The sequence below is a fragment of the Streptomyces sp. NPDC058619 genome, from assembly GCF_042717785.1.
Taxonomy (GTDB): Bacteria; Actinomycetota; Actinomycetes; order Streptomycetales; family Streptomycetaceae; genus Streptomyces.
The window spans coordinates 155,318-174,304 of record NZ_JBHXQN010000005.1 but is presented as its reverse complement, the minus strand read 5'-3'; the positions used below and the strand labels follow the sequence as shown (position 1 = coordinate 174,304).

15 protein-coding genes and 1 tRNA gene are annotated in these 18,987 nt (G+C 73.8%); 10 read left to right on the top strand and 6 right to left on the bottom strand.

All coding sequences use genetic code 11. The features are described 5' to 3' along the window. Positions 1-33: 33 nt before the first annotated feature. Both ACFWTC_RS07770 and ACFWTC_RS07765 read left to right on the top strand, forming a co-directional pair. On the top strand, positions 34-1,629 hold the full coding sequence (locus tag ACFWTC_RS07770; RefSeq protein ID WP_384027259.1) for an MFS transporter: 1,596 nt from the start codon (positions 34-36) through the stop codon (positions 1,627-1,629). A gap of 86 nt (positions 1,630-1,715) precedes the next feature. Then, complete coding sequence (locus tag ACFWTC_RS07765; RefSeq protein ID WP_383925783.1) at positions 1,716-2,570, top strand: hypothetical protein; 855 nt, start codon at positions 1,716-1,718, stop codon at positions 2,568-2,570. Between the two features lie 73 nt (positions 2,571-2,643). Here ACFWTC_RS07765 and ACFWTC_RS07760 read toward each other — a convergent pair whose 3' ends face one another. Beyond that, positions 2,644-3,192, bottom strand: coding sequence for a CGNR zinc finger domain-containing protein (locus ACFWTC_RS07760; RefSeq protein ID WP_383925786.1), 549 nt, complete (start codon positions 3,190-3,192; stop codon positions 2,644-2,646). An 82-nt stretch (positions 3,193-3,274) separates the two neighbouring features. Between ACFWTC_RS07760 and ACFWTC_RS07755 the strand changes: the two genes are divergently transcribed. Then, positions 3,275-4,153: an alpha/beta fold hydrolase gene (locus tag ACFWTC_RS07755; RefSeq protein ID WP_384027181.1), complete on the top strand. Its 879-nt coding sequence runs from the start codon at positions 3,275-3,277 to the stop codon at positions 4,151-4,153. A gap of 262 nt (positions 4,154-4,415) precedes the next feature. Here ACFWTC_RS07755 and ACFWTC_RS07750 read toward each other — a convergent pair whose 3' ends face one another. From ACFWTC_RS07750 to ACFWTC_RS07740, 3 genes are all read right to left on the bottom strand, one after another. Further along, complete coding sequence (locus ACFWTC_RS07750; protein WP_384027183.1) at positions 4,416-5,303, bottom strand: cellulose-binding protein; 888 nt, start codon at positions 5,301-5,303, stop codon at positions 4,416-4,418. A gap of 134 nt (positions 5,304-5,437) precedes the next feature. Next, a complete protein-coding gene (locus ACFWTC_RS07745) occupies positions 5,438-7,924 on the bottom strand; it encodes an SUKH-4 family immunity protein (protein ID WP_384074108.1) in 2,487 nt (828 codons plus the stop codon). A 7-nt stretch (positions 7,925-7,931) separates the two neighbouring features. Beyond that, positions 7,932-8,927, bottom strand: a complete 996-nt coding sequence (locus ACFWTC_RS07740) for an SMI1/KNR4 family protein (RefSeq protein WP_384027187.1) — start codon at positions 8,925-8,927, stop codon at positions 7,932-7,934. A gap of 437 nt (positions 8,928-9,364) precedes the next feature. Between ACFWTC_RS07740 and ACFWTC_RS07735 the strand changes: the two genes are divergently transcribed. Both ACFWTC_RS07735 and ACFWTC_RS07730 read left to right on the top strand, forming a co-directional pair. Then, positions 9,365-9,829, top strand: coding sequence for a YwqJ-related putative deaminase (locus ACFWTC_RS07735; RefSeq protein ID WP_383929634.1), 465 nt, complete (start codon positions 9,365-9,367; stop codon positions 9,827-9,829). Positions 9,830-9,831: 2 nt separating this feature from the next. Continuing rightward, positions 9,832-10,341, top strand: a complete 510-nt coding sequence (locus tag ACFWTC_RS07730) for an SUKH-3 domain-containing protein (RefSeq protein WP_383929625.1) — start codon at positions 9,832-9,834, stop codon at positions 10,339-10,341. A 96-nt stretch (positions 10,342-10,437) separates the two neighbouring features. Here ACFWTC_RS07730 and ACFWTC_RS07725 read toward each other — a convergent pair whose 3' ends face one another. Then, positions 10,438-11,703: a sensor histidine kinase gene (locus ACFWTC_RS07725; RefSeq protein ID WP_383929623.1), complete on the bottom strand. Its 1,266-nt coding sequence runs from the start codon at positions 11,701-11,703 to the stop codon at positions 10,438-10,440. A gap of 228 nt (positions 11,704-11,931) precedes the next feature. On the opposite strand from ACFWTC_RS07725, the gene ACFWTC_RS07720 reads away from it, so the two are divergent. The 5 genes from ACFWTC_RS07720 (at position 11,932) to pth (ending at position 16,124) form a co-directional block, all read left to right on the top strand. Beyond that, positions 11,932-12,003: transfer RNA gene (locus tag ACFWTC_RS07720), tRNA-Gln, on the top strand. Positions 12,004-12,112: 109 nt separating this feature from the next. Next, positions 12,113-13,558 (top strand): bifunctional UDP-N-acetylglucosamine diphosphorylase/glucosamine-1-phosphate N-acetyltransferase GlmU, encoded by a 1,446-nt coding sequence (gene glmU / locus ACFWTC_RS07715; RefSeq protein WP_383929620.1) that lies wholly within the window; start codon positions 12,113-12,115, stop codon positions 13,556-13,558. A gap of 134 nt (positions 13,559-13,692) precedes the next feature. After that, complete coding sequence (locus ACFWTC_RS07710; RefSeq protein ID WP_383929618.1) at positions 13,693-14,670, top strand: ribose-phosphate diphosphokinase; 978 nt, start codon at positions 13,693-13,695, stop codon at positions 14,668-14,670. 190 nt (positions 14,671-14,860) lie between these two features. Then, complete coding sequence (locus ACFWTC_RS07705; protein ID WP_383908123.1) at positions 14,861-15,442, top strand: 50S ribosomal protein L25/general stress protein Ctc; 582 nt, start codon at positions 14,861-14,863, stop codon at positions 15,440-15,442. Positions 15,443-15,533: 91 nt separating this feature from the next. Further along, positions 15,534-16,124: an aminoacyl-tRNA hydrolase gene (pth, locus tag ACFWTC_RS07700; protein ID WP_383929615.1), complete on the top strand. Its 591-nt coding sequence runs from the start codon at positions 15,534-15,536 to the stop codon at positions 16,122-16,124. 66 nt (positions 16,125-16,190) lie between these two features. Here the strand turns inward: pth and ppc are convergent, their stop codons facing one another. Next, on the bottom strand, positions 16,191-18,962 hold the full coding sequence (ppc, locus tag ACFWTC_RS07695) for a phosphoenolpyruvate carboxylase (RefSeq protein ID WP_383929612.1): 2,772 nt from the start codon (positions 18,960-18,962) through the stop codon (positions 16,191-16,193). Positions 18,963-18,987: the final 25 nt, after the last annotated feature.

The window sequence follows — 18,987 nt, the reverse complement described above, 5'->3', positions numbered from 1 at the left end:
GGTACGCCGCCGGTGAGAAGGTGTTCCCCGCAACTGTGTGCAGGCGGAAGGAATCCGGTGGGGTCAGGGGAGGGCGCGGGCACCGCCGCGGCCGGGACGGCCGCGGGAGGGGCGACGGCGGGCGGGGCGACGGCGGGAACGGCCGCGGGCCGGCCGCCCTCGGCGGTGGTCGCCTCGCTGATGCTCTGCATGTCCCTGGTCGCCCTGGACAGCACCATCGTCGCGACCGCCGTCCCGCAGATCGTCGGCGACCTCGGCGGCTTCTCCGTGTTCTCCTGGCTGTTCTCCGGCTACCTGCTGGCGGTCACCGTCACCCTGCCCGTGTACGGGAAGCTGGCGGACACCTTCGGCCGCAAACCGGTCCTCCTCTTCGGGATCGGCCTCTTCCTCGTCGGCTCGCTGCTGTGCGGGCTCGCCTGGAACATGGGTGCGCTGATCGCCTTCCGGATCGTCCAGGGGCTGGGCGGCGGAGCCCTCCAGGGCACGGTCCAGACCCTGGCCGCCGACCTCTACCCCTTGAAGGACCGGCCGCGGATCCAGGCCCGCATGTCCGCCGTGTGGGCCGCCTCGTCCGTGGCCGGCCCGGCGGTCGGCGGGCTGCTCGCCGCGTACGCCCACTGGCGCTGGATCTTCCTGCTCAACCTGCCGCTGGCCGCGCTCGCCCTGTGGATGGTCGCCCGCCACCTGGTGCAGCCCGTACGGTCCCCCGGGCGCCGGGGGCCGGTCGACTGGGCCGGGGCGCTCGCCGTGTTCGCCTGCGGCGGGGTGCTGCTCTTCGCGCTGGTCCAGGGCGGGGTGGCCTGGCCCTGGCTGTCCGCGCCCTCGCTGGGCCTGCTGGCCGGGAGCGCGGTGCTGGCCGCGGTGGTGGTGTGGGTGGAGCGCCGGGCGGCGGAGCCGATCCTGCCCGGCTGGGTGTGGCGGCGGCGCACCATCGCCGCCGTGAACCTGGCGATGGCGGTGTTCGGGCTGCTGATGGTCGCCCCGATGGTGTTCATGCCGACGTACGCCCAGTCCGTACTGGGGCTCGACCCCATCGCCGCCGGGTTCGTGATGTCCGTGATGACCCTGAGCTGGCCGCTGTCCGCCGCCCTCAGCCAGCACGTCTACCGGCGCATCGGGTTCCGGAACACCGCGGCCGTGGGGATCTCCCTGGCCGCCGTGATCCTGTACTCCTTCACCCTGCTCCCGCACCCCGCCCGCCCCTGGCAGCCCGCGCTGGTCATGCTGGTGCTGGGGGCGGCCCTCGGCCTCTTCCAACTGCCGCTGATGATCGGGGTACAGGCCACCGTGGGCTGGGCGGAGCGGGGCACCGCCACCGCCTCGGTGCTGTTCTGCCGGCAGGTCGGCCAGAGCGTCGGGGCGGCCCTCCTCGCGGCCGTCGCCAACGCCACCCTCGCGTCCCGGCTGGCGGGCGCCTCCGCCCCCGGGCTGCCGGACGGCCTGGACGACGTGGCGAAGGCACTGGAGCGGCCGGAGCTGCTCCCCCCGGCCGCCGCCGAGGAGCTGCGCGCGGCCGTGGCCGCCGCCGTCGACCACATCTTCCTCGGGGCGGCCGTGGCCGCCCTCGTCGCGCTGCTGATCCTGCTGCTGGCGGCCCCGCGGAGGTTCCCCGTCCTCCCGGAGGACTGAGGGGGCCGGAGGGCCACGGTCCGGGTTGTCATGAACCGATCCGATGGGTGACCCTCGTGCCCAGGACCGTTTTCCGGGGGGATCACATGGCTTCCGCACTCTTCGCCCTTGCGCTGCTCGTCGCGCTGGCCGGGCCGCTCGCCCTGCGGCTGCGCCGCAGCCCGGGCTTCGTCACCGGCCGCGACGGCCGGCTCTCCACCTCCACCGTGCTGGCCCTGGCGTGGACGGTGACCCTGTTCTGGCTGCTCCTCGCCCTCCTCGCGTACGGGCTCACGGCGGGCGGCGGCATCGGCTGGTTCCAGGGCGAGCACGGCCCGCTGTCCACCCTGACGTCGGTCTACCTGCCGCTGCTCGGCGGCCCGTACGTGGCGATGATCGCCGCGAAGACGGTCGTGGGCCTGCGCGTGGAGAACGGCACCATGGCCAAACCGGCCCCCAAGCCGACCGCGTCGGGGCGGCGCCCGCTGCGGGAGCTCATCGCGAACGACAGCGGCCGGACCGACCTCGTCGACCTCCAGTACGTCGCGCTCAGCGCCGTCACCATGCTCTACGTGGTGCTCTTCTTCCTCTCCGACGTCGGCGGCGGACTGCCGCGCCTGCCCCACGAGATCTGGGCGCTGACCGGCGCGCCCGCGGGGGCGTACCTGGTGAACAAACTGGCCATCCGCGCCACCCCGGTGATCACCGACGTCCGCGTCCACGACGGGCTGCTCACCGTCGAGGGCGGCGGCTTCGCCCCCGGCCCGGCGGGCCAGGCGACCCGCGTCACGGTGGACGAGACCGTGCTCCCGGCGGCGGCGGACCCGCTGACCGGCGCCCTGACCGCGCCGCTCCCGGGCGCCGCGACGGCGCCGTTCACCGTGGTCGTCACGGCCCGCGGCCTGCGCAGCGACCCGTACTGCTACGAGGGGGCACCGGCGCAGGCCGCCCCGGCTCCGTAGCCGGGGGCGCCGCCGCGGCGGCCACGTGCGGCGGCTACTTGTGGCGGCTACTTGTGGCGGCTACGCACGGCGGCTACTTGTGGCGGGCGTAATAGCGGGCCACCCGGGCCCGGTTGCCGCACGCCGCCGCCACGCACCAGCGCCGGCGCGGATGCGCGGGCAGGAACAGCAGCACGCAGTCCTGGGCCTCGCACGCCCGCACCGCCGCCACCCGGGGGTCGGTCAGCAGCTCGGCGACCGCCCCGGCCAACTCCGCGGCGAGCCGCAGGGGCGGTGCGGCGTCCCGGCGCGACACCGCCGCCAGGCCCGTCTCCGCGTCCCAGAGCAGCTCGCGGCGCACCGGCGCGGCCGCCAGGGCCGCGTTCAGCGCGCGCAGGGCGCCGGCCGGCGGACGCGCGCCGTGGCGCACGGCCTCCAGTGCCGGGCGCGCGGCCTCCCGTACGCCCGCCACGGCGGCCACCTCGGCCGGGCCCACGGCGGCGACCGGGGTCAGCCGCCCGGCCTGCGTCGCCAGCCAGGCGGCGAGACCGGACGGCCCCGCGACGAGGTCGTCCCCGGCGGTACGGGTGTTGAGGAGGTCCAGGGCGAGGGGCTCACCGGTGAGCGGGAAGGTCACTGTCACCTGACTAATGCTACTCCCCCCTCTTGACCCATTAGCAAAAAGCGGGCAAGACTAATGGGACCAAGACCCAAGGAGCCATGTGATGACCGCTCTCCGCACCGCTGTTCCGTCCGTCCGGCACCTCGACGTCGAGGTGGACGGCGTCCGCGTCGCCTACCGCGAGAGCGGCCCCGCCGACGGCCCGGTCCTGCTGCTCCTGCACGGGTTCCCCACCTCCTCGCACCAGTTCGCCCGCCTGATGGACGCGCTCGGGGACACCCCGTACCGGCTGATCGCACCCGACTACCCCGGCTCCGGCCGCACCGGGGCCCCGGCCGGTTTCACGTACACCTTCGACCGGCTCGCCGACGTCGTGGAGGGCTTCGCCGACGCCCTCGGCCTGGACCGGTTCGCCCTCTACGTCTTCGACTTCGGCGCGCCCGTCGGCCTCCGGGTCGCCGCGCGGCGGCCGGAGCGGGTGACGGGCCTGATCGTGCAGAACGGCAACGCCTACGAGGAGGGCCTCTCGGACGCGGCCCGCGCCTTCGCCGGCCTGCGCCGCGAGGTCCCGGGCGACGAGGAGCGCGTCCGCGGCCTGTTCACCGCGGAGGGCACCCGCTTCCAGTACGAGACCGGCGTCGCCGACCCCGGCCTCCTCTCCCCCGACGGCTGGACCCTCGACGTCCACTACCTCGGCCTGCCGGGCCGCGCCGACGCCCAGGCCGACCTGGCCTTCGACTACGCCTCGAACGTCGCCCACTACCCCGTCTGGCAGGCCTGGCTGCGCTCGGCGGGCCTGCCGGTGCTGGTCGTCTGGGGTGCGGGAGACCCCTTCTTCACCCCGGCGGGCGCCGAGGCGTACCGCCGGGACGTGCCGGACGCGGAGGTCCACGTCTTCGACGGCGCGGGCCACTTCGCCCTGGAGACCCACCTTCCGGAGATCGCCCCGCTGATCGCCGCGTTCCTCGCGAAACTCCCCTGACCGACGCGCCGGACCTTCCGGCCGTGCCCCGACGCGCGGGGCGGGCTCTGGGTCCCGACGCGCAACCCGGTCTGCGGCAGACCCCGGCCCGCGTCGCCCGGCAGCCGCGCGCGTCCGGCCCCGCTCCGCGTCGGCCGATCCGCCCGGCAACCGTACGCACCCGGCCCGGCCCGGGTCCCGAGGGATCCCGGACGGGGCCGTCGGCGTCCGGCCCGCCCCCGGCACGCGTCGGCCGAGCCTCCGGCAGGGAACGCGCGGCGGCTCAGCCCTCCGCCGGGGCCCGGCCCGCCGGGGCCCGGCCCGTCAGGGCCGCCAGGCTGGAGCGGACGTGGTTCATGTGGGCCCGCATCTCCTCCTGGGACTCCGCGTGCTCCCGCAGGACCCGCTCCGTCTCCCGGCCCACGCGCTCCTCCTGGACCCTGGCCTCCGCGATCACCTCGGCGGCCGCCGCCTCGGCGTCCTCCTGCCCGTGCCGCGCCGACTCCTCCGCCTCGGCGAACGCGCGCCGCGCCTCGGCCAGCCGTGCCTCCGCGTGCCGTTCCAGCTCCGCCTGGCGCGCCGCCAGCTCCGCGTCCCGCGCCGCCAGCTCCCGCTCGGAGGCGTCCCACCGGTCCGTCTGCTCCTGCTCGCGCTCCGCCAGCAGTGCTTCCGACCGCCGCCGCATCCCGTCCAGCGCGGCCTGGCCCTCCGCGCGCCACGCCTCCGCGTCGTCCCGTGCCCCCGCCCGCGCGTCGTCCGCCTCCCGCTGCGCGCGCAACAGTCCCTGCCGGGCCCGTACCTCGGTCTGCTCGCGTACCGCCTCCGCGTCGTGGCGGGCCAGCCCCGCGACCCGCTCGGCGTGCGCGCCGGCCGCGTCGCGGATCTGGGCCGCGTCCGCCCGCGCGTCCGCCCCCAGCGCCCGCGACTCCTCCTGCGCGAGCAGCAGGATCCGCCGGGCCCGCTCGCTCAGCTCGTCGTACGTCTGCGGGGCCAGCCCGGCCACCTCCTCGCGGAGCCGCGCCGCCTCCCCCTCCATCTGCTTGGCCAGGACGGTCAGCCGTGCCACCCGCTCCCAGGCCTCGTCACGGCTGCCGGAGAGCCGGGCGAGATACCGGTCGACCTCTTCCGTGCGGTAGCCGCGGCCGCGCACGGTCGCAATGGGTGCACTCATCCTGGAAGCGCCTCTCTCGCGGGGATTCCTGTCAAGGATGCGTCATTTGCGAGCAGAAGCCGGAATGGCCGGGCCGAGACCCTGTTCGAAGGTCTCGCCCCGGCCATTCAACCGATCTTCGGATCAGCCCGTGATCACAGCAGTCCGTCCCACATCTGCTCCAGCAGCACCGACCACCAGTTCTCCGGCGACGCCAGCGCGGCGCTGTCGAGCCCCGCCAGATTCGCCTGGAAATCGACGGTCCAGCGGCCCGCCTGCTCCGGCGTCAGATGCTGTCGCAGCCGCCACATGTGACCCAGCATCGCCAGGGACCGTACGAACTGCGGCAGGCTGGAGTTCACGAACTGCGGCGGGACCGGGGCGCCGCCCGGACCGCCCTCCACCGGCACCGCCACGATGCTCGCGGTCCCGTACTGCACGCAGAGCGCCTTGCCGAAGTCGCTGCCGACGACGAGGTACGAGCCCGCGTCCGACGCCGGCTGCACCTGTCGCTGCCCGGCCAACTCGGCCAACGTCGGCACGGGCTGGCCCGGAACCGCCTGGCCCCAGAAGAACGGCCCGAAGTCGACGGGTACGCCCGCCCACATCAGGGTCTGCGCCACGATCTCCGGCACGCCCTGCCGGGACACGGCCCGCTGCTCGAAGCGGAACACGCCCTGCGGGCCGAAGGCCCCCGCCAGTTCCTGCGCGATCGCGTCCAGCGGGATCGCCGGCTGGAGCGGAACCTGCGGCAGGGGGGCCCGCACCGGCGCGGGGCGCGCCGGGCCGTCGGCCACCTGGTGCAGCTCCCCCTGGTGGGTGAGCAGGTGCCGCATGCCCTGCTGGCGGCCCGCGTGGTCCGTCCCGTACGGGGCCACGCTGGTGATCCGCACCTGAGGCCAGGTCTCCCGGATCATCCGGGCGCAGTAACCGCCGGGCAGTTCGCAGGACGCCAGCTCGGTGTGCAGCTCCAGCACCTGCTGCGGCGGCACGTTCATCGCGCGGAGCTCGTACAGGATCTGCCACTCCGGGTGCGGCGTACCCGGCGCCGAGCGGCGGATCAGCTGCTGCTCGGAGCCGTCGGGCGCGCGGTAGCGGAGCACCGCCTGGTAGCCGGGACCCACCGTGGGCGCGCCGGTGGGCACCGGCGGCGGCGCCGCGGGTCCGCCCGGCGGCGGGCCGGGGGGCGCGGGCGCCCGGCCCACGGCGGGCCCGGCCAGCATGGTCGCGGCGTGGTCGATCCCGCCGGCCGGGGTGCCGGGGGCACCCGGCGGACCGGGCGGCTGCGGCACACCGGGGCCGGCCAGCATCGTCGCCGCGTGGTGCGCTCCCCCGCCGGGAGCACCCGGCGGACCCGGAGGAGCAGGCGGCTGACCCGCACCGGGCGCACCGGGTGCGCCGGGCGGCCCCGGGGGCTGCGGCACACCGGGGCCGGCCAGCATCGTCGCCGCGTGGTCGAAGCCGCCGGCCGGGGTGCCGGGGGCACCCGGCGGACCGGGCGGCTGCGGCACACCGGGACCGGCCAGCATCGTCGCCGCGTGGTGCGCTCCCCCGCCGGGAGCACCCGGCGGACCCGGAGGAGCAGGCGGCTGACCCGTACCCGGAACCCCGGGACCGGCCAGCATCGTCGCGGCATGGTTCGCCCCGGCACCAGGGGCGCCCGGGGAACCGGGGGCGGCGGGCGGCTGCCCGCCGCCCGAAGCACCGGGCGCGCCGGGAGCACCGGGCGGGCCCGGCGGCATGGGCGTGTGGCCGGAGCCGCGCGAGCCCGGCCGGGAGATCTGGGCCTTGCTGGTCGGCGCGTCGGCGATGTCGCCCGCCTGGGACCCGAGCGCGGGCCCGACCGCCGTGGCCGGGAGCCGGCTCCCCCCGGCCATGAGCCTGGTCTGCGCCTCCGGGGCCACCCCGGAGGGGGGCCCGTCCTCCAGGTCCGACCCGGAGAGCGGGGGCGCGAACACGGTCGCGGGCAGCGGCACGGACGCGTCGTCCGCCCCGGGGGTCACGTCGGTACCGGCCCAGGGCGTCGCCCCGGACGGCACGGCCGACGGGACACCGTCGTTGGCGGTCGGCTCGTACGGGATCTCGCCCCCGCGCCGCAGCGGCACCGCGTCCACGGACGCCGGCGGACCGCCGGCGGGCTCCGCCGAGGCCGCCGCAGCGGGCACGGAGGCCTCCGGGTCCACCGCATCCGGCGAGGAGAAGGAAGAAGAAGGGGAGGAAGAGGAAGAGGAAGAGGAAGACGACGAGGACGCCGGTCCCCGCGGGATCCCGGCCCGGTCCGCCGCCTCCTGCAGCCACTCCGGCGGACTCAGCATGAACGAGGTCTGCTCCGAGTCGATCCGCGGCGGCGGAACGGAGGCCTCCGATGCCGCGGCCACGGCCGTCGCCCCGTACTCCTCCTCGTACCGGCGGATCACCTCACCCACCGGCAGCCCCGGCCACAGCGTCACCTCCCCGCTGTCCCGGGCGATGACCAGCCGCTGCCGGCCGCCCCCGGACACCGGACCGGCCGCCCGGTCCTCCGCCCACACCACGAACCCGAGCCCGAACTCCCGGACCCGCACCTCGCGGTGCTGGTAACCGGGCACGTCCCCGTTGATCCACTCCTCGGCGCGCTCCTGCGCCTGCGCAAACGTCACCACCGCGCCGTCACCCCTCATCCGAACCGGCGAGCGCCACGGGAACCGACCGTGCGAATCCGCCGTCCACCATCAGACCGGCCACCGTCTCCAGCTCCGGCGGATTGCCCGCGAGCCGCTCCAGGAAGGCATCGAAATCAGCGCCGCACGGCAGCAACAACCGCTCCACGCGCTCCTGCACCGACCATCCGTCCCGGTCGCGGGCGTCGTCGTACGGGGAGAACCACACCGAACCGGTGCCCTCGCCCCTCACCTTCAGCGCGAGCAGCCCGCCCTGGACGAAGGCCACGCACAGGTAGTCCTTCGTCAGGTGGTCCCGCAGGCACTTGTTGACGTACACGAGGTCGTTGACCGACGCCTCCTCGCGCACCGTGAAGAACGGCTGGTCCACCAGCAGACCGAGGTCCACGTCCAGGCCCGCGCCGACCGGCGCGCAGCCGCCCGCGGCCTTCAGGAACGAGCGGTACGCCTCCGGCAGCCGGTAGCCGAGGTCCTCCTCGACGCCCTGCACCTGCTCCTCGGACACCGACACCACCGACTTCGGCAGCCCCAGGTGCACCGGGCGCACTTCCTGGAGGGCCCGCGTCCCGCGCTTGTCGTGGTCCACCGGAGCCGTCGCCAGTCCCGCGTGGTGCCGCAGCAGCGCCTTCACCTCGACCGGGACCAGCTCCATGCGCCGCGAACCCGACACGTGGTGCCAGGTCCAGCCGTGCGGGGTCGCCACCGGCCCGACCGTGTCCCACAGCTCGTGCCCGGCGGCCCGCATCGCGGCGTTCGCGGACACGCAGTCCGTCAGCCGCAGCTCGTCCACGCCGAAGCCCTCGGGGGGGTCGGCGATCTCGACCGCCGCGCGCGCGTAGGCGGAGAAGTCCGGATGGCCGTTGCCGTCCATCCGCACACCGTGGGGATGCCGAGCGGCCCGGACGGGGTCCGGGAAATGCACGACCTGCCCCGAGTAAGCGGCGTTGGGTGGCGCGGCCTGCTGCCCGAGCCGACCTGTCGTCATGGCGGTAGCCCCCTGCTGGATCTGGCTGGTTCGCCACAGCCTATGCGCTGGGGCAAGAGGCTCACCCGCGCGTAGGCCACGCCTCCGGGCTCGGGCCAGGAACATCCGAATTGATACGAAAATTCGACCCCGCTTCCGCATGACAGGTGACATTTGGCAGGCTGTCCCCGCGGCACGGGGGCGTGCGCGACAGCGGCCACCACCGCCGCCACGGGAGGGAAAGCGCGACCATGCACCACACGGCAACACGGCCGGATCCGGCCGAGACCGCCGCGGGAGTCCCGGGAACACCGGGAGACCGAGCGGCGGCGCAAGCACCCGAAGGCACACCGGCACAGGAAGGGACGAGGCCCACGCAAGAGCGGGAAACGGCACCGGAAGGCCGGGGAGCACCCGCGGGCGCCGCCGAGGCGGGCGGTCCCGCCGGCGATCCCCGCCTGCGCTGGGGTAGCGCCGACGGCCGGCCGACCCCGCCCGTCCTGCGGTTCCGCCGCGACGGGATCCTGCCCACGGTCGCCGCCGCCCTCTCCGTACGCGGCGAGACCCTCACCGGCACCGCGGGCAAGGCCGACCAGCCCCCCGCACTGCACCCCCTCGTCCAGGACTTCCTCGACACCCTCACCAGCGGCCAGCGCGAACGGTTCACCGGCCGATGTCCGGAGGCGCTCCTCCTCTCCCGCCACCTGGCGGCCGTCGAGGGCGCCCGCTCCAAGCGCGCCTCCCGCAAGCCCCTGGCCGCCAGCGAGGCCCGCCGCTCCCTCAAGCACGCGAAGATCACCGCCCGCCGCATCCGTGAGGACGGCGACCCCCTCCACGGCAGCTACGCACCCCCCTGCCGCTCCTGCGAGGCCCTCCTAGCCCACTTCGGCGTACGCTCCGTCGACCTCACCCCAGCCGAGTAGCCATGACCAGCACCTCCGCGTCCTACGACCGCTCCTCGGCCACCCGCTTCCCGGTCGCCGTGAACTCCGCCCTGCGCATCGCCGGCTGGGAACCCGGCCGCTGGGACATCAAGCAGGCCGAGTACTGGGCCGACGCACTCCGGGACCACACCACCCCCGCCGGGCACCGGCACACGGTGTTCCCGGCCGCCGTCGAGGCCTGGGCCGAATTCGGCGGCCTCACGGTCACCGCCCCGGGCCCGGGCCGCCAGATAGCGCCGGTCCCCGTCCGGATCGACCCGCTCACCGGCCTGCACCTGGCCCGTACGTTCGCCGACCTCGGCCGCGCCCTGTCCACCACGCTCTGCCCGCTCGGCGTCGAGTCCGACGGCGGCTCCCACCTCGCGGTCGACGCCGAGGGCCGGGTGTACGGCATCGACCACACCGGCGACTGGTACCTCGGGGCGAGCGTGGACGAGGCCCTGACGCTCCTCCTGACGGGCCTCCAGCCCACCCGCCTCACCACCGGCTGACCGGCGGGGGGCGGGCAGGGCCGGGGGCCGGGGCCGGACGGGGACCCTCCGCCGAGGCCGCGCCCAGGCGGGCGGGACCGTCCGCCGAGGCCGCGCCTAGCGGACCGGCAGGACCGCCGACACCTTGAAGCCGCCCTCGTCCGTCGGCCCCGACACGAAGACCCCGCCCAGCCCGAGCACCCGCTCCCGCATCCCGACGAGCCCGTTGCCCCCGCTCGGCAGCCCGTGCTCGGCGGAGGAGCCGTCGCAGGGCCCGTTCTCCACCTGCATCGCGACCTCCCCGTCGCGGTGCGCGAGCCGCACCACGACGCGTGCGCCCGGGGCGTGCTTGTGGCAGTTGGTCAGCGCCTCCTGCACCACCCGGTACGCCGTCTGTTCCACCTCCGCCGCGTACGCCGCCCCCTCGCCGTGCACCACCATCTCCACGGCCATCCCGGCCGTCCGCGACTGTCCGACCAGCGTCTCCAGCTCGCCGAGCGTGGGTCCGTCCTCGACGCTCCCGGCCGGCGCCGCGGTCACGGCCGCGGCGGCCGCCACGGGCGCCGGGGCCGGCTTCGGCTTCCCGGCGGCCCGCAGCACGCCGAGCATCTCCCGCAGCTCGGTCAGCGCCTGACGCCCCATGTCCCCCACCAGGGCGGCGTTCTTCGCGGCCCGCGCCGGGTCCTTCAGCGCCACCGCCTCCAGCGCCGCGGCGTGCACCACCATCAGGCTGACCCGGTGCGCGACCACGTCGTGCATCTCCCGCGCGATCCGGGTCCGCTCCTCGGTCCGGGCCCACTCGGCCCGCTCCTCCGCCCGGTCGGCCAGCAGCGACAGTTCCCGTTCCAGGGAGTCCGCGCGTTCCTGGAGGCTCTCCATGAGCCGCCGCCGGGCCCCGATGTACAGCCCGAACAGCACGGGCGGCACGGTCAGCGCCACCGCCACGAACCCGGACAGCACCACCACCAGCGTCGGATCGGCCTCCACGTCCCCGCGGGTCCGCATGTACATCACCGCGAAGGTCGCGGCGAGCGACATGGAGGTCAGCGTCGCGATGATCCGCCGGGGCACCTCGGAGGAGGCCAGCGTGTACAGCCCCACCACTCCGAGCAGGAACCCCATCGAGGCCGGCGCCACGGCGATCCCGACCAGCACCACGGCGATCGGCCAGCGCCGCCGCAGCACGATCACGGCGCCCACCACGATGCCGAACAGCACCCCCACCGCGATCGGCAGCCCCGCCTCGCGCGCGAAGAGCACGCCCTCCCACCCGCACTCGACGACGGACAGCCCGCCGAGCGTCAGGTCCATCCATAGGTCCCGGCGCCGCACCCACCACAAAGGCGGCCCAGCCCGGCCTTTCACTTCCCCCGTACCGGTCATGCGCTCCACCCTAGCCAGCGCCCCCAGCACGCCCGCCACCGGAATTCCCGCACACCGCCGGTCATCGCACGAACCGCAGGAACATCGGCGACACCTGTCGCGGTCGTCTCGCGGTGCGCGTCCTGCAAGGTGGCGATCCATACCGTCGCGTTGAGGGGTGGTGGTGCGGCATAGTAGGTGCCGTCGACTCGACCATGAAGCCGCAATGTCCGGTTTAGTCGCAAATAATCCCCTGTGGTGTAATTGGCAGCACTGAGGCTTTTGGTGCCTTATGTCCGGGTTCGAGTCCTGGCGGGGGAGCCTTGCACGTTCGGGTCCTGACCTCCACGGTCGGGACCCGCCTTCGTGGGGGGCCTCGGGCCCCCCGCTATCCTTCACGGGTCCACCCCCGAAGCCGAAGGGCCCACCCGTGAGCGCCAACCGCCCGGCAGCCGTCGTCGTACTCGCAGCGGGGGAAGGCACCCGCATGAAGTCGGCCACCCCCAAGGTCCTGCACGAGATCTGCGGGCGCTCGCTCGTGGGTCACGTCGTCGCCGCCTCCCGCGAGCTGGACCCCGACCACCTCGTCGTCGTCGTCGGACACGCCCGCGAGCAGGTCACCGCGCACCTCTCCACCGTCGACGCCGAGGTCCGCACCGCCGTCCAGTACGAGCAGAACGGCACGGGCCACGCGGTCCGGATGGCCCTGGAGGAGCTCGGCGGGAACGTCACCGGCACCGTGATCGTCGTCTGCGGCGACACCCCGCTGCTGACCGGCGAGACGCTCCGCCGGCTCGCGGACACGCACGAGGCCGACGGCAACGCCGTCACCGTGCTCACCGCCGAGGTGCCCGACTCCACCGGCTACGGGCGGATCATCCGGGGCGCCGACGGCGCCGTGACCGGCATCGTCGAGCACAAGGACGCCACCGACGCCCAGCGCGCCGTCCGCGAGATCAACTCCGGGGTCTTCGCCTTCGACGGCACCCTCCTCGCGGACGCCCTCGGCAAGGTCCGGACCGACAACAGCCAGGGCGAGGAGTACCTCACCGACGTCCTCGGCATCCTGCGCGAGGCCGGGCACCGCGTCGGCGCCTCGGTCGGCGGCGACCACCGCCAGATCCTCGGCATCAACAACCGCGTGCAGCTCGCGGAGGCCCGCGCGCTGCTGAACGCGCGCCTGCTGGAGCAGGCCATGCTCGCGGGCGTGACGGTCGTGGACCCGGCCAGTACGTTCGTGGACGTGACCGTCACCTTCGGGCAGGACGCGCTGATCCACCCCGGCACCCAGCTTCTCGGCGCCACGCACGTCGCGGAGCGGGCGGAGGTGGGCCCCAACACCCGCCTCAAGGACACGACCGTCCACGCGGGCGCCCGCGTGGACAACACGGTGGCCGACAGCGCGGTCGTGGGCGAGTCGGCGACCGTGGGGCCGTTCGCGTACCTGCGCCCGGGCACGCACCTCGGCGCGAAGGCCAAGGCCGGCACGTACGTCGAGATGAAGAACGCGACGATCGGCGAGGGCACCAAGGTGCCGCACCTCTCGTACGTGGGCGACGCGACGATCGGCGAGTACACCAACATCGGCGCGGCCAGCGTGTTCGTGAACTACGACGGCGAACACAAGCACCACACGACCATCGGCTCGCACTGCAAGACGGGCTCGGACAACATGTTTGTGGCACCCGTCACCATCGGGGACGGCGCCTACACGGCGGCCGGCTCCGTGATCACCAAGGACGTGCCGCCCGGCGCCCTGGCCGTGGCCCGCGGCCAGCAGCGCAATATCGAGGGGTGGGTGGCCCGCAAGCGCCCGGGCAGCGCCGCCGCGGCCGCGGCGCATTCGGCGGCCCCGGAGGACCCCGGCCACCACTGAGGTGAACTGACCGGAAACAGGGGCGCCCGCGACGGCGTACCGTGATAGGTGCACGCAATTCGGCTGGCTCACCGTGTGCGGGACGGACGCACGCGGGGGCGAGCAGCTTTCAACACGTCTGAGGAGACAGTGCTGTGACCGGGATCAAGACGACCGGCGAGAAGAAGCTGATGCTCTTCTCCGGCCGCGCCCACCCCGAGCTGGCCGAGGAGGTCGCACACCAGCTGGGAGTCGGCCTCGTGCCGACCAAGGCTTTCGACTTCGCGAACGGCGAGATCTACGTCCGCTTCCAGGAGTCGGCTCGCGGCGCGGACTGCTTCCTGATCCAGAGCCACACGGCTCCGATCAACAAGTGGATCATGGAGCAGCTGATCATGATCGACGCGCTGAAGCGCGCGTCGGCACGTTCCATCACCGTGATCGTCCCGTCCTACGGCTACGCCCGCCAGGACAAGAAGCACAAGGGCCGCGAGCCGATCTCGGCCCGCCTGATCGCCGACCTGCTGAAGACCGCGGGTGCGGACCGCATCCTCACGGTCGACCTGCACACGGACCAGATCCAGGGCTTCTTCGACGGCCCGGTGGACCACCTTTCGGCCCTGTCGGTCCTCGCGGACTACGTCGGCGCCAAGGTGGACCGCACGAAGCTGACGATCGTCTCCCCGGACGCCGGCCGCGTGCGCGTGGCCGACCGCTGGTGCGACCGTCTGGACGCGCCGCTGGCCATCGTGCACAAGCGACGTGACAAGGACGTCGCCAACCAGGTGACCGTCCACGAGGTCGTCGGCGAGGTCAAGGGCCGCGTCTGCGTCCTGGTCGACGACATGATCGACACCGGTGGCACCATCTGCGCCGCGGCCGACGCGCTCTTCGCGCACGGCGCGGAGGACGTCATCGTGACGGCCACGCACGGCATCCTGTCGGGCCCGGCCGCCGACCGCCTGAAGAACTCCAAGGTCAGCGAGTTCGTGTTCACGAACACCCTGCCGGACCCGTCCGACCTGGAGCTCGACAAGATCACGGTGCTCTCGATCGCCCCGATGGTCGCCCGCGCGGTGCGCGAGGTCTTCGAGGACGGTTCGGTCACCAGCCTGTTCGAAGAGCAGCAGTAACCGTTCGCCAGCGGACGCGGTAGATCCTTTTTGGTACGGCCTCCCCCGCCGGGTACACTCCATGAGTTGCTCGGCGAGGGAGGCCGTACCTGTTTCCGGTACGGATGCTCCGTTATCGACGCGCTCTTCGTAGCAGGCCGTTCCGGCCGGGTGACCAGTCCGTTCTTCCGTCACCCCACGAGGAGTGAGCATGTCCGAGGTCAAGCTTTCCGCCGAGGTCCGCACGTCGTTCGGCAAGGGCTCCGCCCGCCAGGCCCGCATCGCGGGCAAGGTTCCCGGCGTCATCTACGGTCACGGCACCGCCCCCCAGCACGTCGACGTCGAGGGCCACGGCCTGCTGCTCGCGCTGCGCACCCCGAACGTCCTGCTCTCCCTGGACATCGCGGGCGCCGGCACCGAGCTGGTCATCCCGAAGGCCGTGCAGCGTCACCCGCTGAAGCGATCGATCTCCCACGTCGACTTCCTGATCGTCAAGAAGGGCGAGAAGGTCACCGTCGACGTCGCGATCGTCACCGAGGGCGAGCTGGCCGTCGGCGGCAACATGCTGGAGACCCTCCAGAACACCATCTCCGTCGAGGCCGAGGCCACGCACATCCCGACCGAGGTCACCGTCTCGATCGCGGGCCTCCAGGCCGGCGACACCATCCACGCCAAGGACCTGGTCCTCCCCAAGGGCACCACCCTGGCCGTCGACGGCGACATCGCCGTCCTCCAGGTCGTCGCCCCGCAGGCCGAGGAGCCGGCCGCCGAGGCCGAGGGCACCGAGGCCTGAGCCTCCCCCTCCCCCCTCAGCAGTTGCTGACCGACCGCCGTCCGGCTCCACTGGAGCGGGACGGCGGTCGTTCCCGCTTAAGGAGCTTTTGATGTCGGACGACGCGGCGCCCTGGCTGATCGTCGGCCTCGGCAACCCCGGACCGGAGTACGCGGGCAACCGCCACAACATCGGGTTCATGGTGGCCGACCTGCTGGCGGACCGGATCCGCGGGAAGTTCAAGGCGCACAAGGCCCGGGCCCAGGTGGTCGAGGGCCGCATCGGACCGCCCGGACCGGCGGGCAGCCGGGTCGTGCTGGCCAAGCCGATGACGTACATGAACCTGTCCGGCGGCCCGGTGACGGCCCTGCGCGACTTCTACAAGGTGCCGCTGGACCGGATCGTCGCGGTCCACGACGAGCTGGACATCGACTACCCGACGCTGCGGCTGAAGCTGGGCGGCGGAGACAACGGCCACAACGGCCTGAAGTCGATGACGAAGTCGATGGGTCCCGACTACCACCGGGTCCGCTGCGGCATCGGCCGGCCCCCGGGCCGGATGCAGGTCGCGGACTTCGTGCTGAAGGACTTCTCCTCGACGGAGCGCAAGGAGCTCGACTGGTTCGTGGACCGGGCGGCCGACTCCGTGGAGAGCCTGGTCTCCGAGGGCCTGGAGCGCGCGCAGTCCACGTACAACGCGTAGGAACGGACGTACGGGAGCCCTCGCACCGGAAGGGTGCGGGGGCTCCCGTGTGCCGTGGTGCGGGGGTCAGCCGGTGTTGCGCAGGCCCGCGGCGACACCGTTGACGGTGAGCAGCAGGGCGCGGGCGAGCAGCGGGTCCGCCTCCTCGCCGCGGGCGGCGGCGGCGCGCTGGCGGGCCAGCAGGGAGACCTGGAGGTAGGAGATGGGGTCCAGGTAGGCGTCGCGGACGGAGAAGGTCTGCTGGAGCACCGGGTGGGAGTCCAGGAGCTTCTCGCCGCCGGTGATGCGCAGGACCTCGCGGACGGTCAGCTCGTGCTCGGCCTCGATGCGGGCGAAGACGTGCTTGAGGTGGTCGGGTACGAGGGTGTCGACGTAGTGCCGGGCGATCCGCAGGTCGGTCTTGGCCAGCGTCATCTCGACGTTGGACAGGAAGTTGCGGAAGAAGTGCCAGCGCTCGCCCATCTCGGTCAGTGCGTCCGCGTGGCCGGACTCGCGCAGGGCCTTGAGGCCGGAGCCGACGCCGTACCAGCCGGGGACGATCTGGCGGGACTGGGTCCAGCCGAAGACCCACGGGATGGCGCGCAGGCCGTCGAGGCCGGCGCCGGAGTCGGGGCGGCGCGAGGGGCGCGAGCCCAGGTGCAGGTCGGCGAGCTGGTCGACGGGGGTGGCCGCGAAGAAGTACGCGGGCAGGTCCGGGTCCTCTACGAGCGCGCGGTACGCGGCGTGGGCGGCGTCGGAGACGGTGTCCATGGCCGCGTCCCAGCGGGCGAGGGCCTCGTCGGACTGGCGGGGCGCGGTGTGCAGGGCGGATGCCTGCAGGGTGGCCGCGACGGTCAGTTCGAGGTTCTCGCGGGCCAGGGACGGGACGAGGTACTTGTCGGAGATGACCTCGCCCTGCTCGGTGACCTTGATCTCGCCTTCCAGGGTGCCCCAGGGCTGCGCGAGGATCGCGTCGTGCGAGGGGCCGCCGCCGCGGCCGACGGTGCCGCCGCGGCCGTGGAAGAGGCGCAGCCGCACGCCGTAGCGGTGTGCGACGTCGCGCAGCCGGCGCTGGGCGCGGTGGATCTCCCACTGGCTGGTGGTGATGCCGCCGAACTTGGAGGAGTCGGAGTAGCCGAGCATGACCTCCTGGACGTCGCCGCGCAGCGAGACCAGGCGCCGGTAGGACGGGTCGGCGAGCATCTCGTCGAGGATGACGTCGGCGGCGCGCAGCTCGTCGGTGGTCTCCAGGAGCGGCACGATGCCGATCTTGGCCCAGCCGCCGTGCAGGTCGATGAGGCCGGCCTCGCGGGCGAGGACGGCGGCGGCGAAGACGTCGTCGGCGCCCTGGCACATCGAGATGATGTACGACTCGATGACCTCGGGGCCGAACTTCTCGAAGGCGTCCTTGATGGCGCCGAAGACGCCGAGGGTCTTCTGGCCGGCCGCGTCGAGCGGCGCCGGGGTGGGGGCCAGCGGGCGCCGGGAGCGGAGCTCCTTGGCGAGGAGCTTTCCGCGGTACTCGCGCGGCATGTCGGCGTAGCGCCAGGACTCCTCGCCGAGCCGGTCGAAGAGCTGGCCCAGCGCGTGGTGGTGCGCGTCGGCGTGCTCGCGCACGTCCATGGTGGCGAGCTGGAGGCCGAAGGCGGCCAGGGTGCGGATGGTGCGGTCCATGCGGCCGTCGGCGAAGAGCGCGCCGCGGTGTTCGCGCAGGGAGGTCTGGATGAGGGTGAGGTCGGCGAGCAGCTCGGCGGTGCCGAGGTAGTCGCGGCCCTCCTCGTGGGAGGTGCCCCGGGCGAGGCGCTCGCGGGTGTTGACGAGCTTCTGCCGGATGCAGGTGGCCTTGAGGCGGTACGGCTCCTCGGCGTTCAGCCGCTTGTAGCGCGGGCTGATCTCGGGGAGGCGTTCCAGGTCGGCCTGGAGCGAGGCGAGGAGCTCCTCGGTGGCGCCGGTGTAACGGATGGAGTTGGACAGCAGCCCGCGCAGGAAGTCGACGAGTTCGAGGGCGTCGGTGATGCCGTGCTCGTGCTGCAGGATCAGCACGTCCCGGGTGACGTCGGGGGTGACGTTCGGGTTGCCGTCGCGGTCGCCGCCGATCCAGGTGCCGAAGGTCAGGGGGCGGGTGCCGGGGGGCAGCTCGACGCCGACGCGCTGGAGTTCGGCGGCGAGGTCCTCCAGGACGTCGCCCACCGCGCCGGCGTGCAGCTCGTCGAGGTAGTAGATGGCGTTGCGGGCCTCGTCGGCGGGCTCGGGGCGGACCACGCGGAGCTCGTCGGTCTGCCAGACGAGGTCGATGTTCTCGGCGAGGCGCAGGTCGTGGCGGCGGCGGTCGCCGGCGCCGGTGACGGGCTCCTCCAGCAGCGCGGCGATACGGCGCAGCTTGTTGAGGACGCTGCGGCGGGCCGCCTCGGTGGGGTGCGCGGTGAAGACCGGGCGGACGTTGAGGTTCCTGACCGTCGCGCGCAGGTGCTCGGGGTCGGCGTCCTTGAGCATGTCCGCGGTGCGGGCGAGGAGCCCGCCCTCGGCGGCGCGGTGGGCGCGCAGCTCCTTGCCGCGGTGCACCTGCTCGGTGACGTTGGCGAGGTGGAAGTAGGTGGAGAAGGCGCGCACCAGCTTGGCGGCGGTCTCCAGGTCGATGTCACCGAGCAGCTCGGCGGCGGCCTCGCCGTCGGTGCGGGTGAGGGCGCGGACGCGTTCGACGAGGTCGAGGAGGTCTTGGCCCTCCTGGCGTACGAGCGTCTCCCCGAGGAGATCGCCGAGGCGGCGGATGTCCGCGCGCAGTTCTGCGTTCGCGGTGGCGGCCGGGGTGAGGGGGGCTGCCGGCTGGGAGGCCCGGGGGGCCTGGTCAGCACTGCTCACAGGTGCGGCTCCTTGCAGTGTTTCG